At 41.6% G+C, this 19,732-nt stretch carries 17 protein-coding genes; 6 read left to right on the top strand and 11 right to left on the bottom strand.

The genetic code is table 11. From position 1 onward, the window contains the following. Positions 1-99: 99 nt before the first annotated feature. Positions 100-756, top strand: coding sequence for a ribosome biogenesis GTP-binding protein YihA/YsxC (yihA, locus tag CXF80_RS13550; RefSeq protein ID WP_101033357.1), 657 nt, complete (start codon positions 100-102; stop codon positions 754-756). A gap of 867 nt (positions 757-1,623) precedes the next feature. Here yihA and polA read toward each other — a convergent pair. Further along, positions 1,624-4,380, bottom strand: coding sequence for a DNA polymerase I (gene polA / locus CXF80_RS13545; protein ID WP_101033356.1), 2,757 nt, complete (start codon positions 4,378-4,380; stop codon positions 1,624-1,626). A gap of 530 nt (positions 4,381-4,910) precedes the next feature. Between polA and elbB the strand changes: the two genes are divergently transcribed. Beyond that, entirely contained in the window at positions 4,911-5,564 is a 654-nt protein-coding gene (gene elbB, locus CXF80_RS13540; protein ID WP_101033355.1) for an isoprenoid biosynthesis glyoxalase ElbB, read from the top strand. Positions 5,565-5,657: 93 nt separating this feature from the next. On the opposite strand, the gene glpG is transcribed toward elbB, so the two are convergent. The 5 genes from glpG to CXF80_RS13515 form a co-directional block, all read right to left on the bottom strand. Continuing rightward, on the bottom strand, positions 5,658-6,509 hold the full coding sequence (glpG, locus tag CXF80_RS13535; RefSeq protein ID WP_101033354.1) for a rhomboid family intramembrane serine protease GlpG: 852 nt from the start codon (positions 6,507-6,509) through the stop codon (positions 5,658-5,660). Next, positions 6,506-6,814: a thiosulfate sulfurtransferase GlpE gene (gene glpE / locus CXF80_RS13530; protein WP_101033353.1), complete on the bottom strand. Its 309-nt coding sequence runs from the start codon at positions 6,812-6,814 to the stop codon at positions 6,506-6,508. The genes glpG and glpE overlap by 4 nt, the downstream gene beginning before the upstream one ends. 108 nt (positions 6,815-6,922) lie before the next feature. After that, the gene (gene tdh, locus CXF80_RS13525) at positions 6,923-7,948 is read right to left on the bottom strand and encodes an L-threonine 3-dehydrogenase (protein ID WP_101033352.1); all 1,026 of its coding nucleotides are present in this window, start codon (positions 7,946-7,948) and stop codon (positions 6,923-6,925) included. A 94-nt stretch (positions 7,949-8,042) separates the two neighbouring features. Next, positions 8,043-9,236: a glycine C-acetyltransferase gene (locus CXF80_RS13520; protein ID WP_101033351.1), complete on the bottom strand. Its 1,194-nt coding sequence runs from the start codon at positions 9,234-9,236 to the stop codon at positions 8,043-8,045. Between the two features lie 330 nt (positions 9,237-9,566). Next, complete coding sequence (locus CXF80_RS13515) at positions 9,567-10,226, bottom strand: TetR/AcrR family transcriptional regulator (RefSeq protein WP_101033350.1); 660 nt, start codon at positions 10,224-10,226, stop codon at positions 9,567-9,569. Positions 10,227-10,343: 117 nt separating this feature from the next. Between CXF80_RS13515 and waaA the strand changes: the two genes are divergently transcribed. Next, positions 10,344-11,606, top strand: a complete 1,263-nt coding sequence (gene waaA / locus CXF80_RS13510; RefSeq protein ID WP_101033349.1) for a lipid IV(A) 3-deoxy-D-manno-octulosonic acid transferase — start codon at positions 10,344-10,346, stop codon at positions 11,604-11,606. A 78-nt stretch (positions 11,607-11,684) separates the two neighbouring features. Here waaA and CXF80_RS13505 read toward each other — a convergent pair whose 3' ends face one another. After that, entirely contained in the window at positions 11,685-12,413 is a 729-nt protein-coding gene (locus tag CXF80_RS13505) for a 3-deoxy-D-manno-octulosonic acid kinase (RefSeq protein WP_101033348.1), read from the bottom strand. A 109-nt stretch (positions 12,414-12,522) separates the two neighbouring features. Between CXF80_RS13505 and CXF80_RS13500 the strand changes: the two genes are divergently transcribed. Beyond that, a complete protein-coding gene (locus CXF80_RS13500; protein WP_198554764.1) occupies positions 12,523-13,554 on the top strand; it encodes a glycosyltransferase family 9 protein in 1,032 nt (343 codons plus the stop codon). 42 nt (positions 13,555-13,596) lie between these two features. On the opposite strand, the gene CXF80_RS13495 is transcribed toward CXF80_RS13500, so the two are convergent. Further along, a complete protein-coding gene (locus CXF80_RS13495) occupies positions 13,597-14,445 on the bottom strand; it encodes a glycosyltransferase (RefSeq protein WP_101033347.1) in 849 nt (282 codons plus the stop codon). 42 nt (positions 14,446-14,487) lie between these two features. Then, positions 14,488-15,603, bottom strand: a complete 1,116-nt coding sequence (locus tag CXF80_RS13490; protein WP_101033346.1) for a glycosyltransferase family 9 protein — start codon at positions 15,601-15,603, stop codon at positions 14,488-14,490. 218 nt (positions 15,604-15,821) lie between these two features. On the opposite strand from CXF80_RS13490, the gene CXF80_RS13485 reads away from it, so the two are divergent. Continuing rightward, on the top strand, positions 15,822-16,880 hold the full coding sequence (locus CXF80_RS13485) for a CDP-glycerol glycerophosphotransferase family protein (protein WP_101033345.1): 1,059 nt from the start codon (positions 15,822-15,824) through the stop codon (positions 16,878-16,880). 8 nt (positions 16,881-16,888) lie between these two features. Continuing rightward, a complete protein-coding gene (locus CXF80_RS13480) occupies positions 16,889-17,281 on the top strand; it encodes an adenylyltransferase/cytidyltransferase family protein (RefSeq protein WP_101033344.1) in 393 nt (130 codons plus the stop codon). Positions 17,282-17,375: 94 nt separating this feature from the next. Here the strand turns inward: CXF80_RS13480 and rfaD are convergent, their stop codons facing one another. Next, entirely contained in the window at positions 17,376-18,329 is a 954-nt protein-coding gene (rfaD, locus tag CXF80_RS13475) for an ADP-glyceromanno-heptose 6-epimerase (protein ID WP_101033343.1), read from the bottom strand. A gap of 57 nt (positions 18,330-18,386) precedes the next feature. Then, entirely contained in the window at positions 18,387-19,388 is a 1,002-nt protein-coding gene (locus CXF80_RS13470) for a glycosyltransferase family 9 protein (RefSeq protein ID WP_101033342.1), read from the bottom strand. Positions 19,389-19,732 lie beyond the last annotated feature (344 nt).

The raw sequence follows: 19,732 nt of genomic DNA, 5'->3' as shown, positions 1-19,732 counted from the left end.
GTGATCAAGCTAATATTTTACACGAAAATGTGCAAAAGTAAGCAATTGTTAAAAATTTATGGTAACGCGTTACTAGTAGTAATTTAATTGGAGTGAAGAGTGACTGAATCTCGTATCGATTTCCGTAGGGCTAAGTTTTTAATCAGTGCGCCAGATATTGCGCATTTAGATCAGTATCTTCCTGGGGATATCGGGGTTGAGATTGCGTTTGCTGGGCGTTCTAATGCCGGTAAGTCCAGTGCGTTAAATGCACTAACGGAGCAAAAAGGTTTAGCTCGAACCAGTAAAACACCAGGTCGAACCCAATTGATTAACGTTTTTCAGTTGGATGATGATCGTCGCTTGGTCGATTTACCGGGCTATGGTTTTGCGCAAGTCCCTTTAGCATTAAAAAATAAATGGCAACAGGCGCTTGGTGAGTATTTACAAAAACGTGCTTGTTTAAGTGGTTTGGTGGTATTGATGGATATTCGTCATCCATTGAAAGATCTTGATATGCAGATGATTGAATGGGCAGTATTAAGTAATATTCCGGTATTAGCTTTGTTAACTAAGTCTGATAAGTTAACCCAGAGTACCAAAATGAAAACCATCAATGAGGTGCGTTCAGCCCTAAAGGATTTTGGTGATAAGGTACAAGTGGAGACCTTGTCGTCATTGAAAGGCACCGGTAAACCTAAGGTGCTGAGCATTTTAAATGATTGGTGTCATCCTGAATGGTTAGCTGAGGAGAAGGCTGAGCAAGAACCTGAGTAACCACTGAGTGATATAATCGATTGCCAGCAAGCACTAAGAGCCGACACACATGTCGGCTTTTTTTCGTCTTTGGTATAGGGATCTTGATTTTTAGGCAAAAAAAACCGATAACCAAACGGCCATCGGTACAAATAAATTAGCTCTTTTGGGGAGAAGCTAAATTCAACAAGACTCAAGTGCCATCAACTCAATTTGATGACGCTCAATAGCAATATAATAACCGATCTCTAACGACATTTAAAGTATTTGCTCTAAATATTTTTTAGGTCGAAAAAAAATCAAAAAAAGCCCCAGCAACCTAAATTGCTGGGGCGCCGAATTTGGCTAGTCACTATTGCTAGTGAAATAAAGGTTTGAAAGATTGAACATCTTAACCTCTGTACCCTACGACAATTATAATAGCCTATTAACCTGAAAATAAAAAACTGTTTTTCATATAGACATATAATAGTGTGATTTTAGACCCAAAACATTGCTGTTTTGTTAACCATAACGGCTTGGCATGTTATACAGATTGAGTTTTTTCGGTAGTCCGCAAAAACTTGTCGGATTTTAGCACCGGTTTTAGACAGATTTGAACTCTGATTTGAGGTTCATCAATTGCTTGTTCATCGCCATCCAATGATTGAACTGATAGCAAATAAGGTGGGGTAACACTTTCTAACAGATGGATATGTCTTTTATGATCGAGGCTTTATCGTCTATTTTAGGAGGGATTACTTTTTAACAAATTACTTTCTAACAAATTACTTTCTAAAAAAATGAAGCATAAAAATGCCACCGTCAGTGAGGTGGCATAATCGTTAAACTTGTTTGAATGGTCTAGCAGCCTTTGCTGATACGAGGCCCGCTAGTGACCCTCAATGACTAGTGGGCTTCACCCCAGTTGTCGCCAATGCCTGCCTCAGCCAATAAGGTCACGTCCAATGATGCCGCTTGAGCCATTAAATCGCACACTTTTGTTTTGAGCGTTTCAGCTTGCGCCTCATCAACTTCAAACACTAATTCATCGTGTACTTGCATGATCAAGGTGATTTCACCTTGTGTGCTGGTATTGATCCAATGGTGAATGGATATCATGGCTTTTTTGATGATATCTGCGGCAGTACCTTGCATGGGCGCATTAATCGCCGCGCGTTCAGCAGCTTGACGACGTAATGCGTTTCGATCGCGGATTTCTGGTAAGTATAAACGACGTCCGAATAATGTTGACACATAACCCAATTCAGCAGCGATGGCTCGCGTTTCTTCCATGTATTTAAGCACACCTGGGTAGCGAGCAAAATAAGTGTCGATATACGTTTGTGCTTCGTTACGTGGAATATCCAGCTGTTTGCCTAAACCAAATGCAGACATGCCATAAATTAAGCCAAAGTTAACCGCTTTGGCGCGGCGACGTTGTTCTGTGGTCACTTCTTCAAAATGTATTCCAAACACTTCAGCCGCAGTGGCTTTGTGGATATCTTTGTTTGCAGCAAAAGCCGCTAATAAGCCTGCATCTTGGGATAAATGCGCCATGATCCGCAGTTCAATTTGCGAATAATCGGCCGCTAAAATCTTACGACCCGCAGGAGCGATAAAGGCTTGACGAATACGGCGACCTTCTTCGGTGCGAATGGGAATATTCTGTAAGTTGGGTTCACTCGATGACAAACGGCCGGTCGCAGCATTAGCTTGGTGGTAACTGGTATGAACACGACCCGTGATAGCGTTAACCATTAGCGGCAGTTTATCGGTATAGGTGCTCTTTAGTTTTGCTAGGCTGCGATGCTCAAGGATGATTTTAGGTAAAGGGTAGTCTAGTGCCAGTTCAACTAACACTTCTTCAGCTGTTGATGGTGCACCCTTAGGCGTTTTCTTTTTGACTGGGTAACCTAGTTTTTCAAAAAAGAGCGTTTGCAGCTGCTTGGGTGAAGCTAAATTAAACTTCTCTTCTGCTATTTCGTAGGCTTTAATTTCCAGTTCATCAAGCTTTTTGGCCAACTCACCACTTTGCTGGCTAAGTAACATTGAGTCGATTAATACACCTTGGCGCTCGACGTCTGACAATACTTGAATTAATGGCAGTTCTAACTCATTAAATACACTGGCAAGTTCAGGTTCTTTTTCAAGTCTTGGCCATAGATGTTGATGTAAACGCAGGGTAATATCAGCATCCTCGGCGGCATAAGGGCCTGCTATATCTAAATTAACTTGGTTAAAGGTCAGTTTTTTTGCGCCTTTACCTGCGACCTCTTCAAAACTAATATTTTTATGACCAAGATATTTTAATGCTAAACCGTCCATGTCGTGACGTGATGCGACTGAATTAAACACATAGGATTCGAGCATAGTATCAAAGCGTACACCTTTGAGAGTAATGCCTGCATTGGCTAAAATACTCATATCATATTTCAGGTTTTGACCGACTTTTTGGAGAGTGTCACTTTCAAGAATTGGGCGCAGCTTTTCAAGTGCACTGGCTTTATCGATTTGCTGCGGCGCGTCAAGGTAATCATGAGCTAACGGTAAATAGGCCGCTTTACCTGCTTCGGTAGCAAATGATAAACCGACAAGTTCTGCTTCCATGTAATTGAGACTGGTGGTTTCAGTATCAATCGCAATAAGGTCGGCGTTATTGAGCTTTTCGATCCATTTATCGAGCGCTTCCATAGTCAGAATCGTTTCATACTCAGCTTCAATGGTTGGCGATACGGCAATTTCTTCATAGTTAGCGTCGCTAACAGTGCCGCGAGGTTGCTTGTTATCTAATACTTCAGCTAACCAACGCTTGAACTCCATTTCACCAAAGCATTTAATCAGTTCATCTCGATCTTGTGGTTTAACATTGAGCTCATGCCAGTCTTGTTCGAGTTCGACATCTGTTTTGATGGTGGCTAGCTCGTAAGACAGCCTTAGCATATCGGCATTGTCGATAATTTTAGCCGGCATGGTTTTCGAGCCTCTAAAACCCATGTCGACAACACTGTGAGGATCGGCTAATAGCTGGGCAACACTGCCTGCTCCGATGAGCATGGCTAAAGCGGTTTTTTCGCCGACACCAGGTAAGCCCGGAATATTGTCAGATTTGTCGCCCATGAGTGCTAAGAAGTCGATTATTCTATCTGGGTTAACACCGTATTTCGTCTTGACCTCTTCGGGCCCCATAATGGTGTCTGTCATGGTATTGATTAACGTCACATGCTCATTGACGAGTTGCGCCATATCTTTATCGCCGGTACTGATTAACGTCGCTCGGCCTTCTTTACTCGCTTGAAGCGCAATGGTACCGATCACATCGTCGGCTTCGACACCCGAAATGCTGATCAGTGGTAAACCCATCGCGTGAATGATTTTGTGCAAGGGTTCTATTTGAGTGCGCAGATCATCAGGCATCGGTGGACGCTGGGCTTTATATTCGTCGTACATATCGTTGCGGAAGGTTTTGCCTTTGGCATCAAACACCACCGCGATATGACTTGGGCTGTAGCGGCTTAATAAACTGCGAAGCATATTAATGACACCATAAACCGCGCCTGTCGCTTCACCTTTTGAATTGGTTAAATGAGGCGGCGAATAATAAGCGCGATAAAGATAAGATGATCCATCAACGAGGATGAGCGGATTATTGGGAATCGTTGGCATAATTAATATTCGTGTTCAGTATTTTGCGAGACTAATAGGATGACATTATACCCACAGCACCTCAAGATGCTTGTGAGATTGTCAGTTATTTACCCAAGATAGTGCTCAATGACCGTAACGTCTGACCAGTGGCGTATCCAGTGAGGTTTTGTGGGTAATTTTATAGAGAAAAGCAAACTATCAGGCGCGACAAAGATTCACAGCCTGTGGATAAGTCTGTGAGTGAATTAATCAACCTTACTGGATAGATTTTCCTACGACTTGAAATGGAATCTGTAACTAGTTGAATTAAGGTGTTTATTTTTATTTTTGTGAGCTAAATATTAATTCTCATAAATATTACTAATTTGTGGACTTTTTTATTGATGTCAGTTAAGTCACTATGGAATTTAGTGATGTTTTTTGGTTACAAAAAGCTCATCTACTAAATTCGACGGACCAACTTAGCACGATTTTTAATCAGATCAATCGTTTTGTTGTTTTTTTGTTGTAATATTTACATTATCACTTAAAAGTTGAAGGAGGATGTCATGAAAAAGATTGCTGTGTTGTTGAGTGGCTGTGGGGTGTTTGATGGAACTGAGATTCATGAAGCTGTATTAACCTTGCTGGCGATAACGCGAGCGGGAGCACAATATCAATGTTTTGCTCCGGACATGACCCAAATGCATGTGGTGAATCATCTAACGGGTGAGGTCAACAAAGACGAAACCCGTAATGTGTTAGTAGAGTCTGCACGAATTGCTCGTGGTGAAGTACTCAATGCCAGCACCTTAGAGATAAGTCAATTTGATGGTTTGGTTATTCCCGGTGGTTTTGGTGCCGCTAAAAATTTATCCAACTTTGCAACTACTGGCAGTAATTGTCATATTCAGCCTGTTGTAGAGAACTTTATTCGTGAGTTTTCTTTGGCTCACAAGCCTGTTGGTTTTGTGTGTATTTCACCTGTGATGATCCCTAACATTTACGGCAAAGGAGCCATTGGTACCATTGGCACAGATTCAGAGACGGCTCATGCTTTTAATGAAATGGGCGGTAAGCATAAAGACGTGCAAGTTGAAGATATTGTTGTTGATGAAGTGAATAAAATCGTCAGTACGCCAGGGTATATGTTAGCGACATCGATATTAGAGGCACATATTGGTATTGAGAAACTGGTCAATAAAGTACTCGAAATGGCTTAACGATTGGCGTTGAAAAGCACGGTTTATATGAGCCCATTAATGTCAAAAAAAGAGCCACCTAAGGTGGCGCTATTAGTGGTGATTAGTTGGTGATTAGCTGGTTTTAGCTTGTTGTGATTTTCTGCTATCAAATAATGCCTGAGCTAACCCGACACAGAGCCCCGCAATGTGGGCACCATTTGCAATTGGCATTCCAAGCACATCAGTAAAGCCCAAGACTAACCAAATGAGCATAAAAATCATATAAGATTGTGGTAAATTAATACCACAGCTAGGTTTGCGAATACCCATTAACCAAGTGTAACCCACTACAGCATAAACGACGCCAGACAGCCCACCAAAATTAGGTCCTGTCATGTAAAACTGCACAATATTAGGCAAAGTGCCCGCTGCAACTAATAAAAACAGTAGTGGTCGAGTACCCAAATTGGTTTCAATTTTACCGCCTAAGTACCACCACCACAGTATATTAAAGATGATATGCATAGCAGAAAAGTGCATTAGGCTTGGCGTAAACACTCGCCAAACTTGGTTTAAACCACTGTCCGCAACGGCGCCGAAAAAAGATAACTGAGTGAAAATAGCATTGGCAAAACCAAGGTTCATGCCAGCAAAAATGGCAACACAAACAAAAAAGCAGATTAACGTCAGCGGGCCAGCACCTTTCATAAACTGTTGAATTAAGCCTTTTGTTCCCGGGCCATAGTCAAATCTAGTATTGGTAGCGCCGTTATCCCAAGATGCCTGTAAATACTTACTGTCGTATGGGTTTTTAGTAAACTCAATTAACTCGGCGCGGGCTCGGTTTTCATCAGCTGGGTTATTAATCTCTAGGCTAACACCCTGAGCATGAGCCACGGCATGACATTGAATATTTAACCCCTTGAGGTAATCAATAAATGCTTGTGCAGCACGTGCATTCGCGAGTTGGCCAATTTCTATCATGAGTTCGCTAAGCTCCAAGCACTGAAACCGCCATCTAGGCTGTAAACATCATCAAAACCTTGCTCATTTAAGTAGTTAGCGGCACTTTGGCTGCTCATGCCGTGATAACAAACGACGACCAAAGGTCTATCCATATCAGCACTGCTAGTGAATTGAGCTAAATTTTCATTAGTTAAATGGGTTGAACCTTCAATATGACCGGCGGCAAAACTGGCCGCATCACGAATATCAACAACTTGTACGTCGTTAGATTCCGTGGACATATGGATAAGCTCATTAATAGACAAATGTTTAAAACCTGACATGACATAACCTATAAAGTATACGAATAGCGATTGGACTTGGTTTAGTTTGCAACAAGGGGTTGTATAAATACAACCCCTTGTTGGTGTGGGTAACTCAGATATTAACGTTTAATCCCAGCTCAAGATAACCTTTCCAGACTGACCTGAGCGCATCGCATCAAAGCCTTGCTGGAAATCATCGACACTAAAATGATGAGTGATGATAGGGGACAAGTCTAAACCTGATTGGATTAAACTGGCCATTTTGTACCAAGTTTCAAACATTTCACGGCCATAAATGCCTTTGATGAGCAAGCCTTTAAAAATGACTTTACTCCAATCAATGGCCATCTCGCCGCCAGGAATACCGAGCATGGCAATTTTACCGCCGTGGTTCATGGTGTCTAACATTGCGTGGAATGCCGATGGCACACCTGACATTTCTAAACCCACGTCAAAGCCTTCTGTCATGCCAAGTTCTTTCATGACATCGTTAAGGTTTTCGTTGGCGACGTTGACGGCGCGGGTTGCACCCATTTTTCGAGCAAGATCAAGTCGGTATTCGTTCACATCAGTAATCACCACATGACGTGCGCCGACGTGTTTACACACTGCCGCAGCCATAATACCAATAGGGCCTGCACCGGTAATCAATACGTCTTCGCCGACTAAATCAAACGATAACGCGGTATGGACGGCGTTACCAAATGGATCGAATATAGCGGCTAAATCATCTGAAATATCAGCAGGGATCTTGAAGGCGTTAAAAGCAGGCAGCACTAAGTATTCGGCAAATGCGCCATCACGGTTAACCCCAACACCTGAAGTGTTACGGCATAAGTGAGTACGGCCAGCACGACAGTTGCGGCAATGACCACAGGTGATGTGACCTTCTCCAGATACGCGGTCACCAATACTGAACCCACGAACTTCCTGGCCCACATCGACGACTTCGCCGACATATTCATGGCCGGCAATCATAGGTACAGGGATAGTTTTTTGTGACCATTCATCCCAGTTGTAGATATGGACGTCAGTACCACAGATAGCCGTTTTACGAATTTTAATTAACAGGTCATTGTGACCCATTTCTGGTTTTGGTGCTTCGACCATCCAAATGCCTTCTTCAGGCTTTAACTTACTTAATGCTTTCATGTTGATGACCTATTTTTAGTCGGAACTATCTTTAGCCTGGGCTATTGTTACGAGATGCTGTTATCAATCTATGCTTCAATGAATCTAGGTTAGATTAGATAATGCCCATTTCTTTACCAATACGGGTAAAGGCAGCAATAGCATGATCAAGTTGAACGCGAGTGTGCGCCGCTGACATTTGAGTACGAATACGCGCTTGGCCCTTGGGTACCACAGGGAATGAGAAACCGACCACGTAAATATGTTCTTGCAATAAACGGTTGGAAAAGTCACTAGCCAATTTAGCATCGCCAATCATTACCGGAATAATGGCATGATCTGCACCACCTAAGGTAAAACCTGCTGCAGACATTTGTTCACGGAAATAACGACTGTTTTCCCAAACGGCTTCACGTAGATCTTGACCTGTTTTTAGCATTTCAAGCACGCGAATTGAGGCGCTAACAATCGAAGGGGCTAAGGAGTTTGAAAACAAGTAAGGGCGCGAGCGTTGACGTAACCATTCAACCACTTCTTTTTTCGCCGCCGTAAATCCACCCGACGCGCCGCCTAATGCTTTGCCTAATGTACCGGTAATAATGTCGACACGATCCATTACGTTGCAATATTCATGGGTTCCACGGCCATCTTGACCGATAAAGCCTACGGCATGAGAGTCATCGACCATCACCAATGCACCGTATTTATCGGCTAAGTCACATACGCCTTGAAGGTTAGCAATCACGCCATCCATTGAGAATACACCGTCAGTGGCAATTAAAATATTCCGCGCTCCAGCAGCTTGGGCCGCAATAAGCTGGGTTTCTAAGTCGGCCATGTTGTTGTTGGCATAACGAAAACGCTTAGCTTTACATAAACGCACGCCATCAATGATTGAGGCATGGTTAAGTGCATCGGATACAATCGCATCCTCAGCATCTAAAAGGGTTTCAAATAAACCCGCGTTAGCATCGAAGCAAGACGAATACAAAATGGTGTCTTCCATGCCTAAAAATTCACTTAGGCTGGCTTCTAATTGCTTATGAATGTCTTGAGTGCCACAGATGAATCGTACCGACGCCATACCAAATCCGTGACTGTCTAAACCGGCTTTTGCTGCTTTGATAAGTTCAGGATGGTTGGCTAAACCTAAATAGTTATTGGCGCAGAAGTTAATCACTTCTTCACTGTTAACCTCAATGGCGGTTTGTTGCGCGGAAGCAATGATGCGTTCACTTTTGTATAAGCCATCGGCTTTTACATCGACAATTTGCTGATTAATTCGGTCGTAAAAAGAGGTAGATGCCACCTGTGTTCTCCTAAATATGGTTATTATGCTTATCCAAATCACGCAGTAAAACACTGCGATAAATGACAGGGTGTTTTGGAGTTATTGGCATTCTAACCTTTATTTTTGTTGCTCTACAGTGTTTTTTTAGTCGTCAGACCAAGATGAATTAGTTTAGGGCTAGCGACTTATTCACATTAAAAAAACTAATCATTAACATGGTGAGTGACTTGGGTGGAAATAGGGGGTAGCGAACACCTCAATAACAACTATTCTGATCTCAATTGTAGTCGGTTATTCGCAAAGTAGAAGATCTGTTACTGATACTTGATTAACCAATATATCGGCATTCTATTGCGCTGCGTTGTGGCGCTCTTGGCTGGCGATGTCTAAATAATGCTGTTCTAAGCGGCAGAATGTGGCGACAGAAGTTTGGGTCGAGTAAGCTTTAAAAATCATCAACACTCTTAATAAGCCATCGTATAAGGTGGCTTTCGTGATGGTTGATGTGCTGGATTGGGTTAATTGGTAGCTAATCCAGAAGCTGACCATCATTTTCAACGTGTCGGCAAGCGCGGTAACTTTACTATCTTCGATGTCAAGGAAACCATCTTTTTTGAGTTTGCGGACCACATCACTTGAACGAGTTAGGACTTGTTGTTGCGCGTGTAAGTAGCGTTTTTTGAGGGCATCATCACGGCTTAAAATATCGGCCAAGTTGGCATGCATAAACCTAAATTCCCATAAGGTATAGAACATGGCATCAAAGTAACCCATTAATAATTCGATTGTAATAGGCTCATCGTCATAAAGCTTAAAGCCTGACTCTAAATGACTTTCATATAAGCTAAAAATTGAATTAATGATGTCTTCCTTATTACGGAAGTGGTAGTACAAATTGCCCGGGCTAATGCCTAAGTGTGTGGCAATATGGTTGGTGGTAATACTGCGCTCACCGTGTTCATTGAACAGTTCTAAGCTGGCAAAAATGATTTTATCGCGAGTTTTCATGGGGTTTCCACATTCATTATTGGCTTATTGTCGCTCAAATAATTCGTTAAGCTGTCTTGATCTGAGTATGTTAGCATTGTGATTATCTGACAAGCAAAAATCGATGACTCATCTTACATGAACCGTATTGTTTATTCTTTCTTTCTCTATTTGTTTTTTCCGCTGGTGATTGTCTATCTAGCATTTCGGGCGATAAAAAGTGTCGACTATCGGAGTCGTTGGTCTGAACGCTTTGGTTTTGCCCATGTCACTCAAACCGATGTGCTGATCCACTGTGTCTCTATGGGAGAGACTTTGGCGGCTATTCCGTTAATTAAGCAGCTTATGGCTGCGCATTCTCAGTATTCGTTTACCGTTACAACAACCAGCCCTACCGGATCGGCTGAAGTGAAAAAAGCCTTTGGTGATAAGGTGCAGCATTGTTACTTACCGTTTGATTTTTCCTATGCCATCAAAGGTTTTTTACGCCAACTACAACCCAAAGTGTGCATTATTATGGAGACCGAGCTGTGGCCTAACTTGGTCCATTTTGCGCACAGGCAACAAGTGACATTGATTTTGGCCAATGCTCGACTGTCGCAAAAGTCAGCCGATAAATACGCTAATAAGCGTCGTTTGGCTGTGCCTATGTTAAACAAACTCAACTTGATTACCGTACAAACTCAACGTGAAGCCGATCGGTTTATACATTTGGGCGTGGACATTCAACGCATACATGTGTGTGGTAGTTTAAAGTTTGATCTCACTATTGACCCGACAAAAAAACACCAAGCAACTACGCTTCGTGCCCAGTGGGATCGGCTGAATTCACCGATTTGGGTTGCTGGGAGTGTTCATCCTGGTGAGTTTGAGGCGGTTTTGACTGCCCATAAGCAGCTATTAATTGTTTTCCCTGAGGCATTATTGATTATGGCGCCACGACACCCAGAACAATTTAATTTAGCCGCTATTACCGTAACCCAGTCTGGATTGACGTTAGCCAGACGCAGTATGAATGATGAGGTGAATAGCCAGACTCAAGTATTGCTGGGCGATACCATGGGTGAGTTGGTGATGTTATATGGTGCGGCAGATCAAGCGTTTATTGGCGGCACATTAATTAATAACGGTGGCCATAATCCGCTTGAACCAGCGGCCATGGGATTACCTGTTTATGTTGGCCCTAATCATTGGGACTTTGCTCAAATCACCCAATTGCTTGCTGACGCCGGAGCATTAACCTGCATTACCTCTGCAGATGAATTAGCGCAAGGGTTACAACATAAATTTACCGATAGCCAGATGTATCATGCAGCATCCTCGGCGGCTCTCGCTGTGGTGGAACAAAATCGTGGTGCGTTATTGAAGCAATTTACGCTAATCAATAAGCTCATCGTTTAGCATTTAAGCGTTGATTAATTTGGAAATAGACCCAGAGAAGGGTCTATTTTCAATGACAAGATTACACACTGATTAGGTTTAAATCGGGTTGATGCTCTGGTAACCGGTAAGTAATTGCTGCCAATGTTGCTGATTAAAATGCAGCGTTGTCAGTTTGGCGAGCTCTTTTTTAAAAGAACGTAACAAACGGTCCAGATTAGCTTGTTGCCACGAAGCTTGCGGTGTACGTAACTCACCGCGATCAAAATCTATTAAATAAAATTTTCCGTGAGCCAGTAAGATGTTTTTAGCATTGAGATCGGCGTGATATACCCCGCGCTGATGAAATTGGGCAATGGTTTCACCAAGTAAATACCACAGTGACTCTGTCATGGGGTGATGACTTAACTGCGCCACTAAATCGTTTGCCCCAGCAACATGTTCAATAATAATATCGGCTCGATACCATAATCCAAATCGTTCAACATTCGCTGCTATTGGGCGTGGAACCGCAAATCCTTGTTGATATAAGGTTTCGAGTATGGCCAATTCAGCCACCGCGCGGGTTCGTTGTAAGCCAGTATAGAGATAGGCATCACGGCTGAATTTTTCCATCATCCCACCACGCCAATAATGACGTAACACCCATGTTTGCGGTGAGTCGAGATCAGCGGTTTTGACAAACCAGGTGGTGTAGCGGCCCTTAGACTGACCGACAACGGCATTTTTTTTCTGCCAACCATCGACGGCAAAGTCTTGTGGTGCTAAGTGCTGGGCAGTGGTTTCACACCAGGCAATATGGCCAAGTTGAGTGGTTTTTATGTGCATCTAATTATCAATAGCATTGGTGAGATTGTGGATCGAAATAACATTATACCTTAAGATCACTCACTTGCCTTAACAGCCTTATTCTTCACTTAAGCATATTGGATAATCAATGAAAGCTGACTTTAGTGCGATACGTTCATTATGTTTACTGCGTTTATCTGCTATTGGTGATGTATGCCACGCTGTAGCAATGGTGCAGGCGATTCAAAAACAGTATCCAGACCTTAGCATTACTTGGATTATTGGTAAGGTTGAATATCAATTACTCAAGCACTTACCTGGCATTGAGTTTGTTATTTTTGATAAGTCCAAGGGCTGGCGAAGCTATGTGCAGTTACGCAGTGATTTACACGGTCAGCGCTTTGATGTGTTGCTGCACATGCAAGTTGCCCTGCGCGCAACCATAGCTTCATTAATGATTAAGGCGCGAGTGCGTGTCGGATTTGATAAGGCAAGAGCCAAAGAAGGTCAGTGGCTGGTAACCAACCACGCTGTTGAGCCATTGGCCACTCCGCATGTATTAGAGGGGTTTATGGGCTTTGCTAACGCCATTGGCGTTAAAGACTTAACCCCTAGTTGGAACATTCCAGTACCCCAAGCAGACACTGATTTTGCTGAACAGCTGGTGGGCGACGATAAGGTGTTGGTGATTTGTGCTGCTGCCAGTAAAGCCGATCGAAATTGGCTACCAGAGCGTTATGCTGCAGTAGCCGATTATGCGGCTGAGCAAGGTTATCGAGTGATGTTGTGCGGCGGACCAAGCGCACTAGAAAAAACCTTAGCCGATGTTATCCAATCTCATAGCCAACATCCATTGGATAACCAAGTAGGCAAGACATCGCTAACTCAGCTACTTGCTGTGTTAAAACAAGCCAAGCTAGTGCTCGCACCTGATACCGGGCCATTGCATATGGCGGTCACTCAAAGCACACCTGTTATTGGTTTGTATGCTCATTCTAATCCCGGACGAACAGGACCCTATTTTTATCGTCAATACACCGTCAGTGTTTACCCGCAAGTGATAGCCATTCAATTTGATGCACCAGTGAAATGGGGCACGCGTGCTAAAGGTGAGCATTTAATGGCACTGATAGAGGTTGATGAGGTTAAGGCTCAGTTTGATAAATTCATTAAGCAGTAAAAAGCTCGCCTTTAAGCGAGCTGTCATTATCTGAATTCGGGTTTAATATTTATATTTGCCACGGAATAAACCAAATATTGCACTCAGCAGTGGTATGGGGAGCTTTGTTTTTCGATGCTGTTTAAGCATATACCAATGCCAAGCTTGTTTTTTATACTCAATAATTTGTGCTTTAGTTAACGTATCGTTAAACATATCGCAGTAATCTATGATGTATTTTAATTCTCTCATCGGGATATCTTGACGATAACCTCTGCCAGAATAATGAATAAAATCAGATTTTTGATAATTATCGTAACCTAATAACTGCATACGATTAAAGTTAGCTTCCACACCTATGCTTTTTATATTATCTCTTCTTATGAGATAGTTAATATAGGTTTGGTCGTAAAATTTAACCTTGTTGCAAATGGCCTGCATTTCTTCAATATTGGCTTTATCAAATAAGCCTGTTTCTTTTGAGACGAGAAACATCCCAGAGTTGTAATAAACGATCTTATCGTCTTCTTTTGGCCAGTCGACTTCGCCTAAGATAGTATTGATTTGTACCGCTTGCTCGCCACGATCCCGATAACAACCTTCGTTAAACATATAAACGGTATCAAGATCTGGATAGAGTTCAAATACGTCTCGAGCCCATGGCGTCACGATAATATCTGCATCTAGATACAGTACTCGGTCATATTGTTTGAGTATTTCAGCAATATATAGTTTTTCAGACCATGCCGGACTGGAGTCAAATTTAGGGTTACTTACATGAATGTTATAATGCAGTTGATCTGAAACGATGACATCAGCCCCAATTCTTTGGCCATAAGCTTTAAAGCTTGAAATGGCAGCGCGATACATTGGATTATCGCCAATAGCGAGTGTAAAAATAGCCTTCTTCATCCGTTCACCTTGCTTAGATTTATGTATTTTGGTGTTAAGTATTTAACTGAGAGAGTTCATTTCTTTATATTGTTGGAATACTCGATCAACGCTGATGTCTTCGATGTAACCTCTACCTTCTGTTGCATACATTACGTGCGACACCTCACTTTCCGGTGGCGCCCAATAAGGCTTTTTCTCACGCATCATCGCTAATAAAGGCCGTTGAGCAGCAAAAGCAAAGTGCAATATTGCCGTATCGACTGTTACCACAAAATCAGCGTGTGCAATGAGTGATGGTAGTTCAAAAAAATGTTCGTTTACGGTGAAAACAGCCGCTTGTGTATTTGTTAGTGTGGTAAATTTTTCGGTTTCAACACTAACCGATTCAAAGTTTTCTTGAGTAACATTGATAATAAAACGCTGAGTCGGATCCATTGCTGATATTTTTTCAATCAGGGAAAATAACTGCGATAATTTCCAGTCTTTTTTATCATTAGTCGATAAGTGATTTAAAAAGATAAGTTTTCCTTGCTTTTTTAGGTCACTAAATTTGCCGTTTAACCACGACTGAGTAATGGGCTCAATGGCCTCAGGAACCTTTAAGGTAGGCATTAATTGCTCAGGTGGTAAGCTCAGTCCCAAAACCTGATTAAATATCATATTGTATCTATCAGTAATATGATGAGACTTAGGAAGGCTGTTTTCGTTCAATATAAAAATATGGTTTGAGTGACCAAAAAACAGTTTGTTTAACCATCCAAATGAAGCACTTTTAGGGATACTAGACACAATAAAAGCACTGTCGCTTATGCTGCGAGCTATGTGTGAATATTGTCGACTTTTACTGACTGAATGACAGAATATGATGTCATATTGACGCAGCTTTGCCTGCTCAATATGGCTTTGCATGGCTGATTTTGAATCAGTGCAGCCGTAAGTTAGCTTAAATACGCCCTCAGTATCCATCCATTGTTGTAAGATTTTACTTCGAGATAAGCGCCAACTATCACTATTACAACGAATATCATCTAACCAGATGTCGATTTCTATATGACCATATTGCTTTTTTAAAGCAATAAGAAAGGTTTTTAAGTAAAGAAAGTCACCTAGCGCAACTGGCGAAATAAACAGTAAGCGTTTACACGTTTGTAATTGCTTTGTGGAAACTATTGGCATATGGATAGACAGCTTAGTTGATAGTTATAATTGAAATAATACCTTGAAAAGAGCACTTTTTGAATCAATACCTTGAGAAAATGAACCAGAAGTATTGATTTCATTTAATATCTGATTAGTTGGTTAAGAGGATTAGAGGTAGATTGAGGTGTGTTATCATTTATACTAGTGCTCTTTGTAAACTCTGATGCGGAATGATTGATAGGAATTAACTTGCGATGATTTGTTTTGATGTGTTACATCCCTATTATTTACCACAATATTTCCCTGTTGCTGCTGAGCTGAAGAAGCGTTCGGTTTCAGTTACCTATGTAATTTACAAGAGTGTTGATCAGCAGTCGGTATTGGAATCGCTTGTGAACAAGCACCAACTAAACGTAGTGTGGGTCAATGATGAAGTTGAAGCGCTCGAATTTTATTTATTGAACAAGCCCAAATGGATTGTGTTCGGTAATGCATTTGCTTCAGCGTCACGCTTAAAAGGGATCAGTCAGACTGCCTTGATGCAGCATGGTGTCGGGCCAAAGTCGGTGTATTATACTGTTTCAAAAGGCGATATTGAAGTTCGCTTTGTGGAAGGGCAATACCGTTTGAAGCGGTTACAGAATATGTTTCCTGAAAAAGTGTTCATTGATACGGGGTATGCCAAGTTAGATCCCATTATTCAAGGCGATGAACCGGGTTTAGACTTAGCCTCTTTAGGGTTAGATACCCGTAAAAAAACCTTATTATACGCGCCGACATTTTACCCAAGCAGTATTGAGGCAATGGCTAAAAATTGGCCCGCTGAATTTTCTGAATATAATATTTTGCTCAAACCGCATTATTTTTCGTTGAGCAAATCAAATTATAAAAAACAAAAAGCGCTGCTTACTCATTGGGCTAGTTTTGATAATGTCTATTTAGCGCCAGCTGAAGAAGCTAATTTATTGCCTTTTATGGTCTCAGCAGACGTATTAATAAGTGATGCTTCTTCGGCATTATTTGAGTTTGCAGCATTAAATAAACCTGTTGTTTGGTGTGATTTTTATCACTTACGGTGGTCTTATCGGGGGATTTTTAAATTTAGATTTAAAAATCGTGTTGATCAAGATTTATACCGCTACGCAGACATTGCTGCCCATGCCAAAACATATAAACAATTAAAGCAAGTTGTTGACCAACAGATAGCAGACCCAGGGTTATTTGCCCCCCAAAGGACGCAATATACTGCAGAACTAGTGGGTGTTGTTGATGGCCTTTGTAGCCAGCGAATTGCCGACTATTTATTAAGCTAAGGATCTAGATGAACGTTATTACATTCGGTACTTTTGACATGTTTCATATTGGTCATTTAAATATTTTAGAAAGAGCGAAAGAATTAGGTGGCACATTGACTGTTGGAGTGTCATCTGATGCGCTCAATTTTAGTAAAAAACACCGAAATCCAATTTGTGATGAAAGAGACCGAATGAGGATTGTTGCTGCGTTGGCGTGTGTTGATAATGTTTTCTTAGAAGAGTCGTTAGAGTTGAAAGCTGATTATATTCAACGGAATAATGCTGATTTCTTGGTTATGGGTGATGATTGGGCGGGACGTTTTGACCATCTATCTCATCTGTGTAAAGTGATCTATTTACCAAGGACACCAGCCATTTCAACAACCATGCTGATAGAAGTGGTTAAAGAAATTAGATAATAAGTTAATCATTTTTATGTACAAAAAAATGCTATGGATATGAAAATACCATAGCATTTTTTATTGTCGACCAGTACGAGGGTTAACCCATTACTTACTGGCCAATAAAGTGCTGGGTTTTAAGCCAGTTTAAATATTCAGGTACAGCTTGTTCAACCGTTTTAAACTCGCCTTGGTAACCTGCCGCTCTTAACTGGTTTAAGTCAGCTTGGGTATAACTTTGGTAAGCACCTTTAAGCTTGTCAGGGAAAGGAATGTACTCAATGTGTCCTTTTCCATGATACGCAATGACGGCATTGGCTACATCATTAAAGCTTTGTGCTTGGCCGGTACCGCAATTATAAATCCCTGACACAGATGGATTCTGCCATAACCACAAATTAACTTTTACCACATCTTCCACAAACACAAAATCGCGCAGTTGCTGACCATTATCATATCCATCAACACCCTCAAACAAGCGACATATGCCGTTGGCGTTAATCTGGTTGTTAAAGTGGAAGGCAACACTGGCCATACCGCCTTTATGTTGTTCACGGGGACCATAGACGTTGAAATAACGTAAACCAGCGACTTGGCTGGTCAGTTCTTGTTGTCTCACGTACTGATCAAACAAGAACTTAGAGTAAGCATAAACATTGAGTGGTTTTTCAAGTTCACGTTGCTCAATAAATTTCTCGCTGCCGCCATAGACTGAGGCTGAAGAGGCATAGATAAATTGACAGTCATTGGCTTGGCTATAATGTAATAACGTTTTTGAATACTCGTAGTTATTTGCCATCATAAACTTGCCATCCCACTCGGTGGTCGATGAGCAAGCGCCTTGATGGAAAATGACCTCTACTTTATGATCAAAGTCGCCGGCTTTGATTTGCTGGATGAAGTCGTCTTTATCGAGATAGTCGGCGATTTCACAATCGGCCAAATTAAACATTTGCGTACCGTCAGTTAAGTCGTCTACCGCAATAATGTCATTACGCCCCATGGCATTAAGTTGTTTTACTAAATTACTACCAATAAACCCGGCTGCGCCTGTCACAACTATCATATTCGTATTTCCATTATTGTTGCTCGCGATGAGCTTAATTTAACACACTGCGACAATCTAAGATTGTTTGTTCAAAAAGTCGGCTATGTCATTCGATACCTGATCAAAGTTGATTAATGCCATATTACGACCGGTTCTTTTTCCTACTGGGGGCGTATAAGCAAATCGCTTGCTGGGTTCAGATAATGTTCCCCACCTAATATGGGGTGTTGAGCGTCTTCCTGCGTAAAATCCAACCGTGGGCACATTATGTAACCCCGCGATATGTAGCGGCCCTGTTGAGCCAGCAATAAACATATCTGCTGCGACCAATGACTCGGAAAAATCAATCAAACGATCAAGCGGTTTAGCTAACGATATGTTGATTGAAGTATTGGCCAGTAGAGCTTGAATTTCTTCTGCAAGCTCCCGTTCACTGCCATTGAATGTTAAAACGAAGTGGCATGCTGACTGGGTCATTTTATCAATATTTATGATCAACTTAACGAGCTTTTCTATCGGGACGCAACCAGAAGACCCGCCAGTACCAGGATGAATAAAAATCAGCTTTTCATTGGCTAATTTTTGGTAATATTCTTGCCAATATTGCTTACGAGCACTCATATCCCAAAATCTATTGGGCAGTGCAGGGATGGCATAACCGTGGTGAGTTAAGAAGTGCTCCACTAGCATGCACGCTCCTCGCCAGCAACCTTCACTGTTTAAGTATTCATTGCTTGCCCGATGCTGATATAAATACTGATACCAATTATGTTTGGGAACTAATTTATAAGGAATGTTGCTTTTGTTAAGGATTTTATAAATTCGAAATTCTGATAAAAGGACTATTACTGCATCGTAATGTTGCTGCGCAATGTGCTCTGCAATACTTGCATCATCTTGTGAGTCGATGAGGGTGTTATCTACGTATGGACAGGCTTGTGCAAAAGACTTAACAACCGGCGCGACAAATACATCAATTGTTGCATCTGGCATCGCTTTCCTGAGTAGGTAAAGTGCTGGCCATGTCAGTACAAAATCACCAATTTTATCGTGCTTAATGACTAAGATTTTTTTCATGAGAATATCTAAAAAGTAAAAATTAACTCAATTCCATCGGATGATGGGGCTCATTATATTGTCAATACTAACGATTTACTCAACCATTATCATGACTGGAGTAAGGGTTTTGACAGAGTATATCAACTCAAGACGGTTTGTTGATAGTTTTGCATTAGTAATTGTCCCTAGGGTTAACTATTATCGTTTTGGCGTGCTATTTTTGGCTAATAAAGTTGTTGCTAGGAATTTTTTAACAACAAGCTAAAGCCCGATTATTAGTGATATACTCTCAAATCTCTCACTGTCATAATGGTGAAATGCACGTGAGTGAAAGGACGTAAAATAACTACTGACTTGATAAA

This window comes from Shewanella sp. Actino-trap-3 (genome assembly GCF_002836275.1).
Lineage (GTDB): Bacteria > Pseudomonadota > Gammaproteobacteria > Enterobacterales > Shewanellaceae > Shewanella > Shewanella psychromarinicola.
This window is presented reverse-complemented; position numbering and strand designations above follow the sequence as displayed.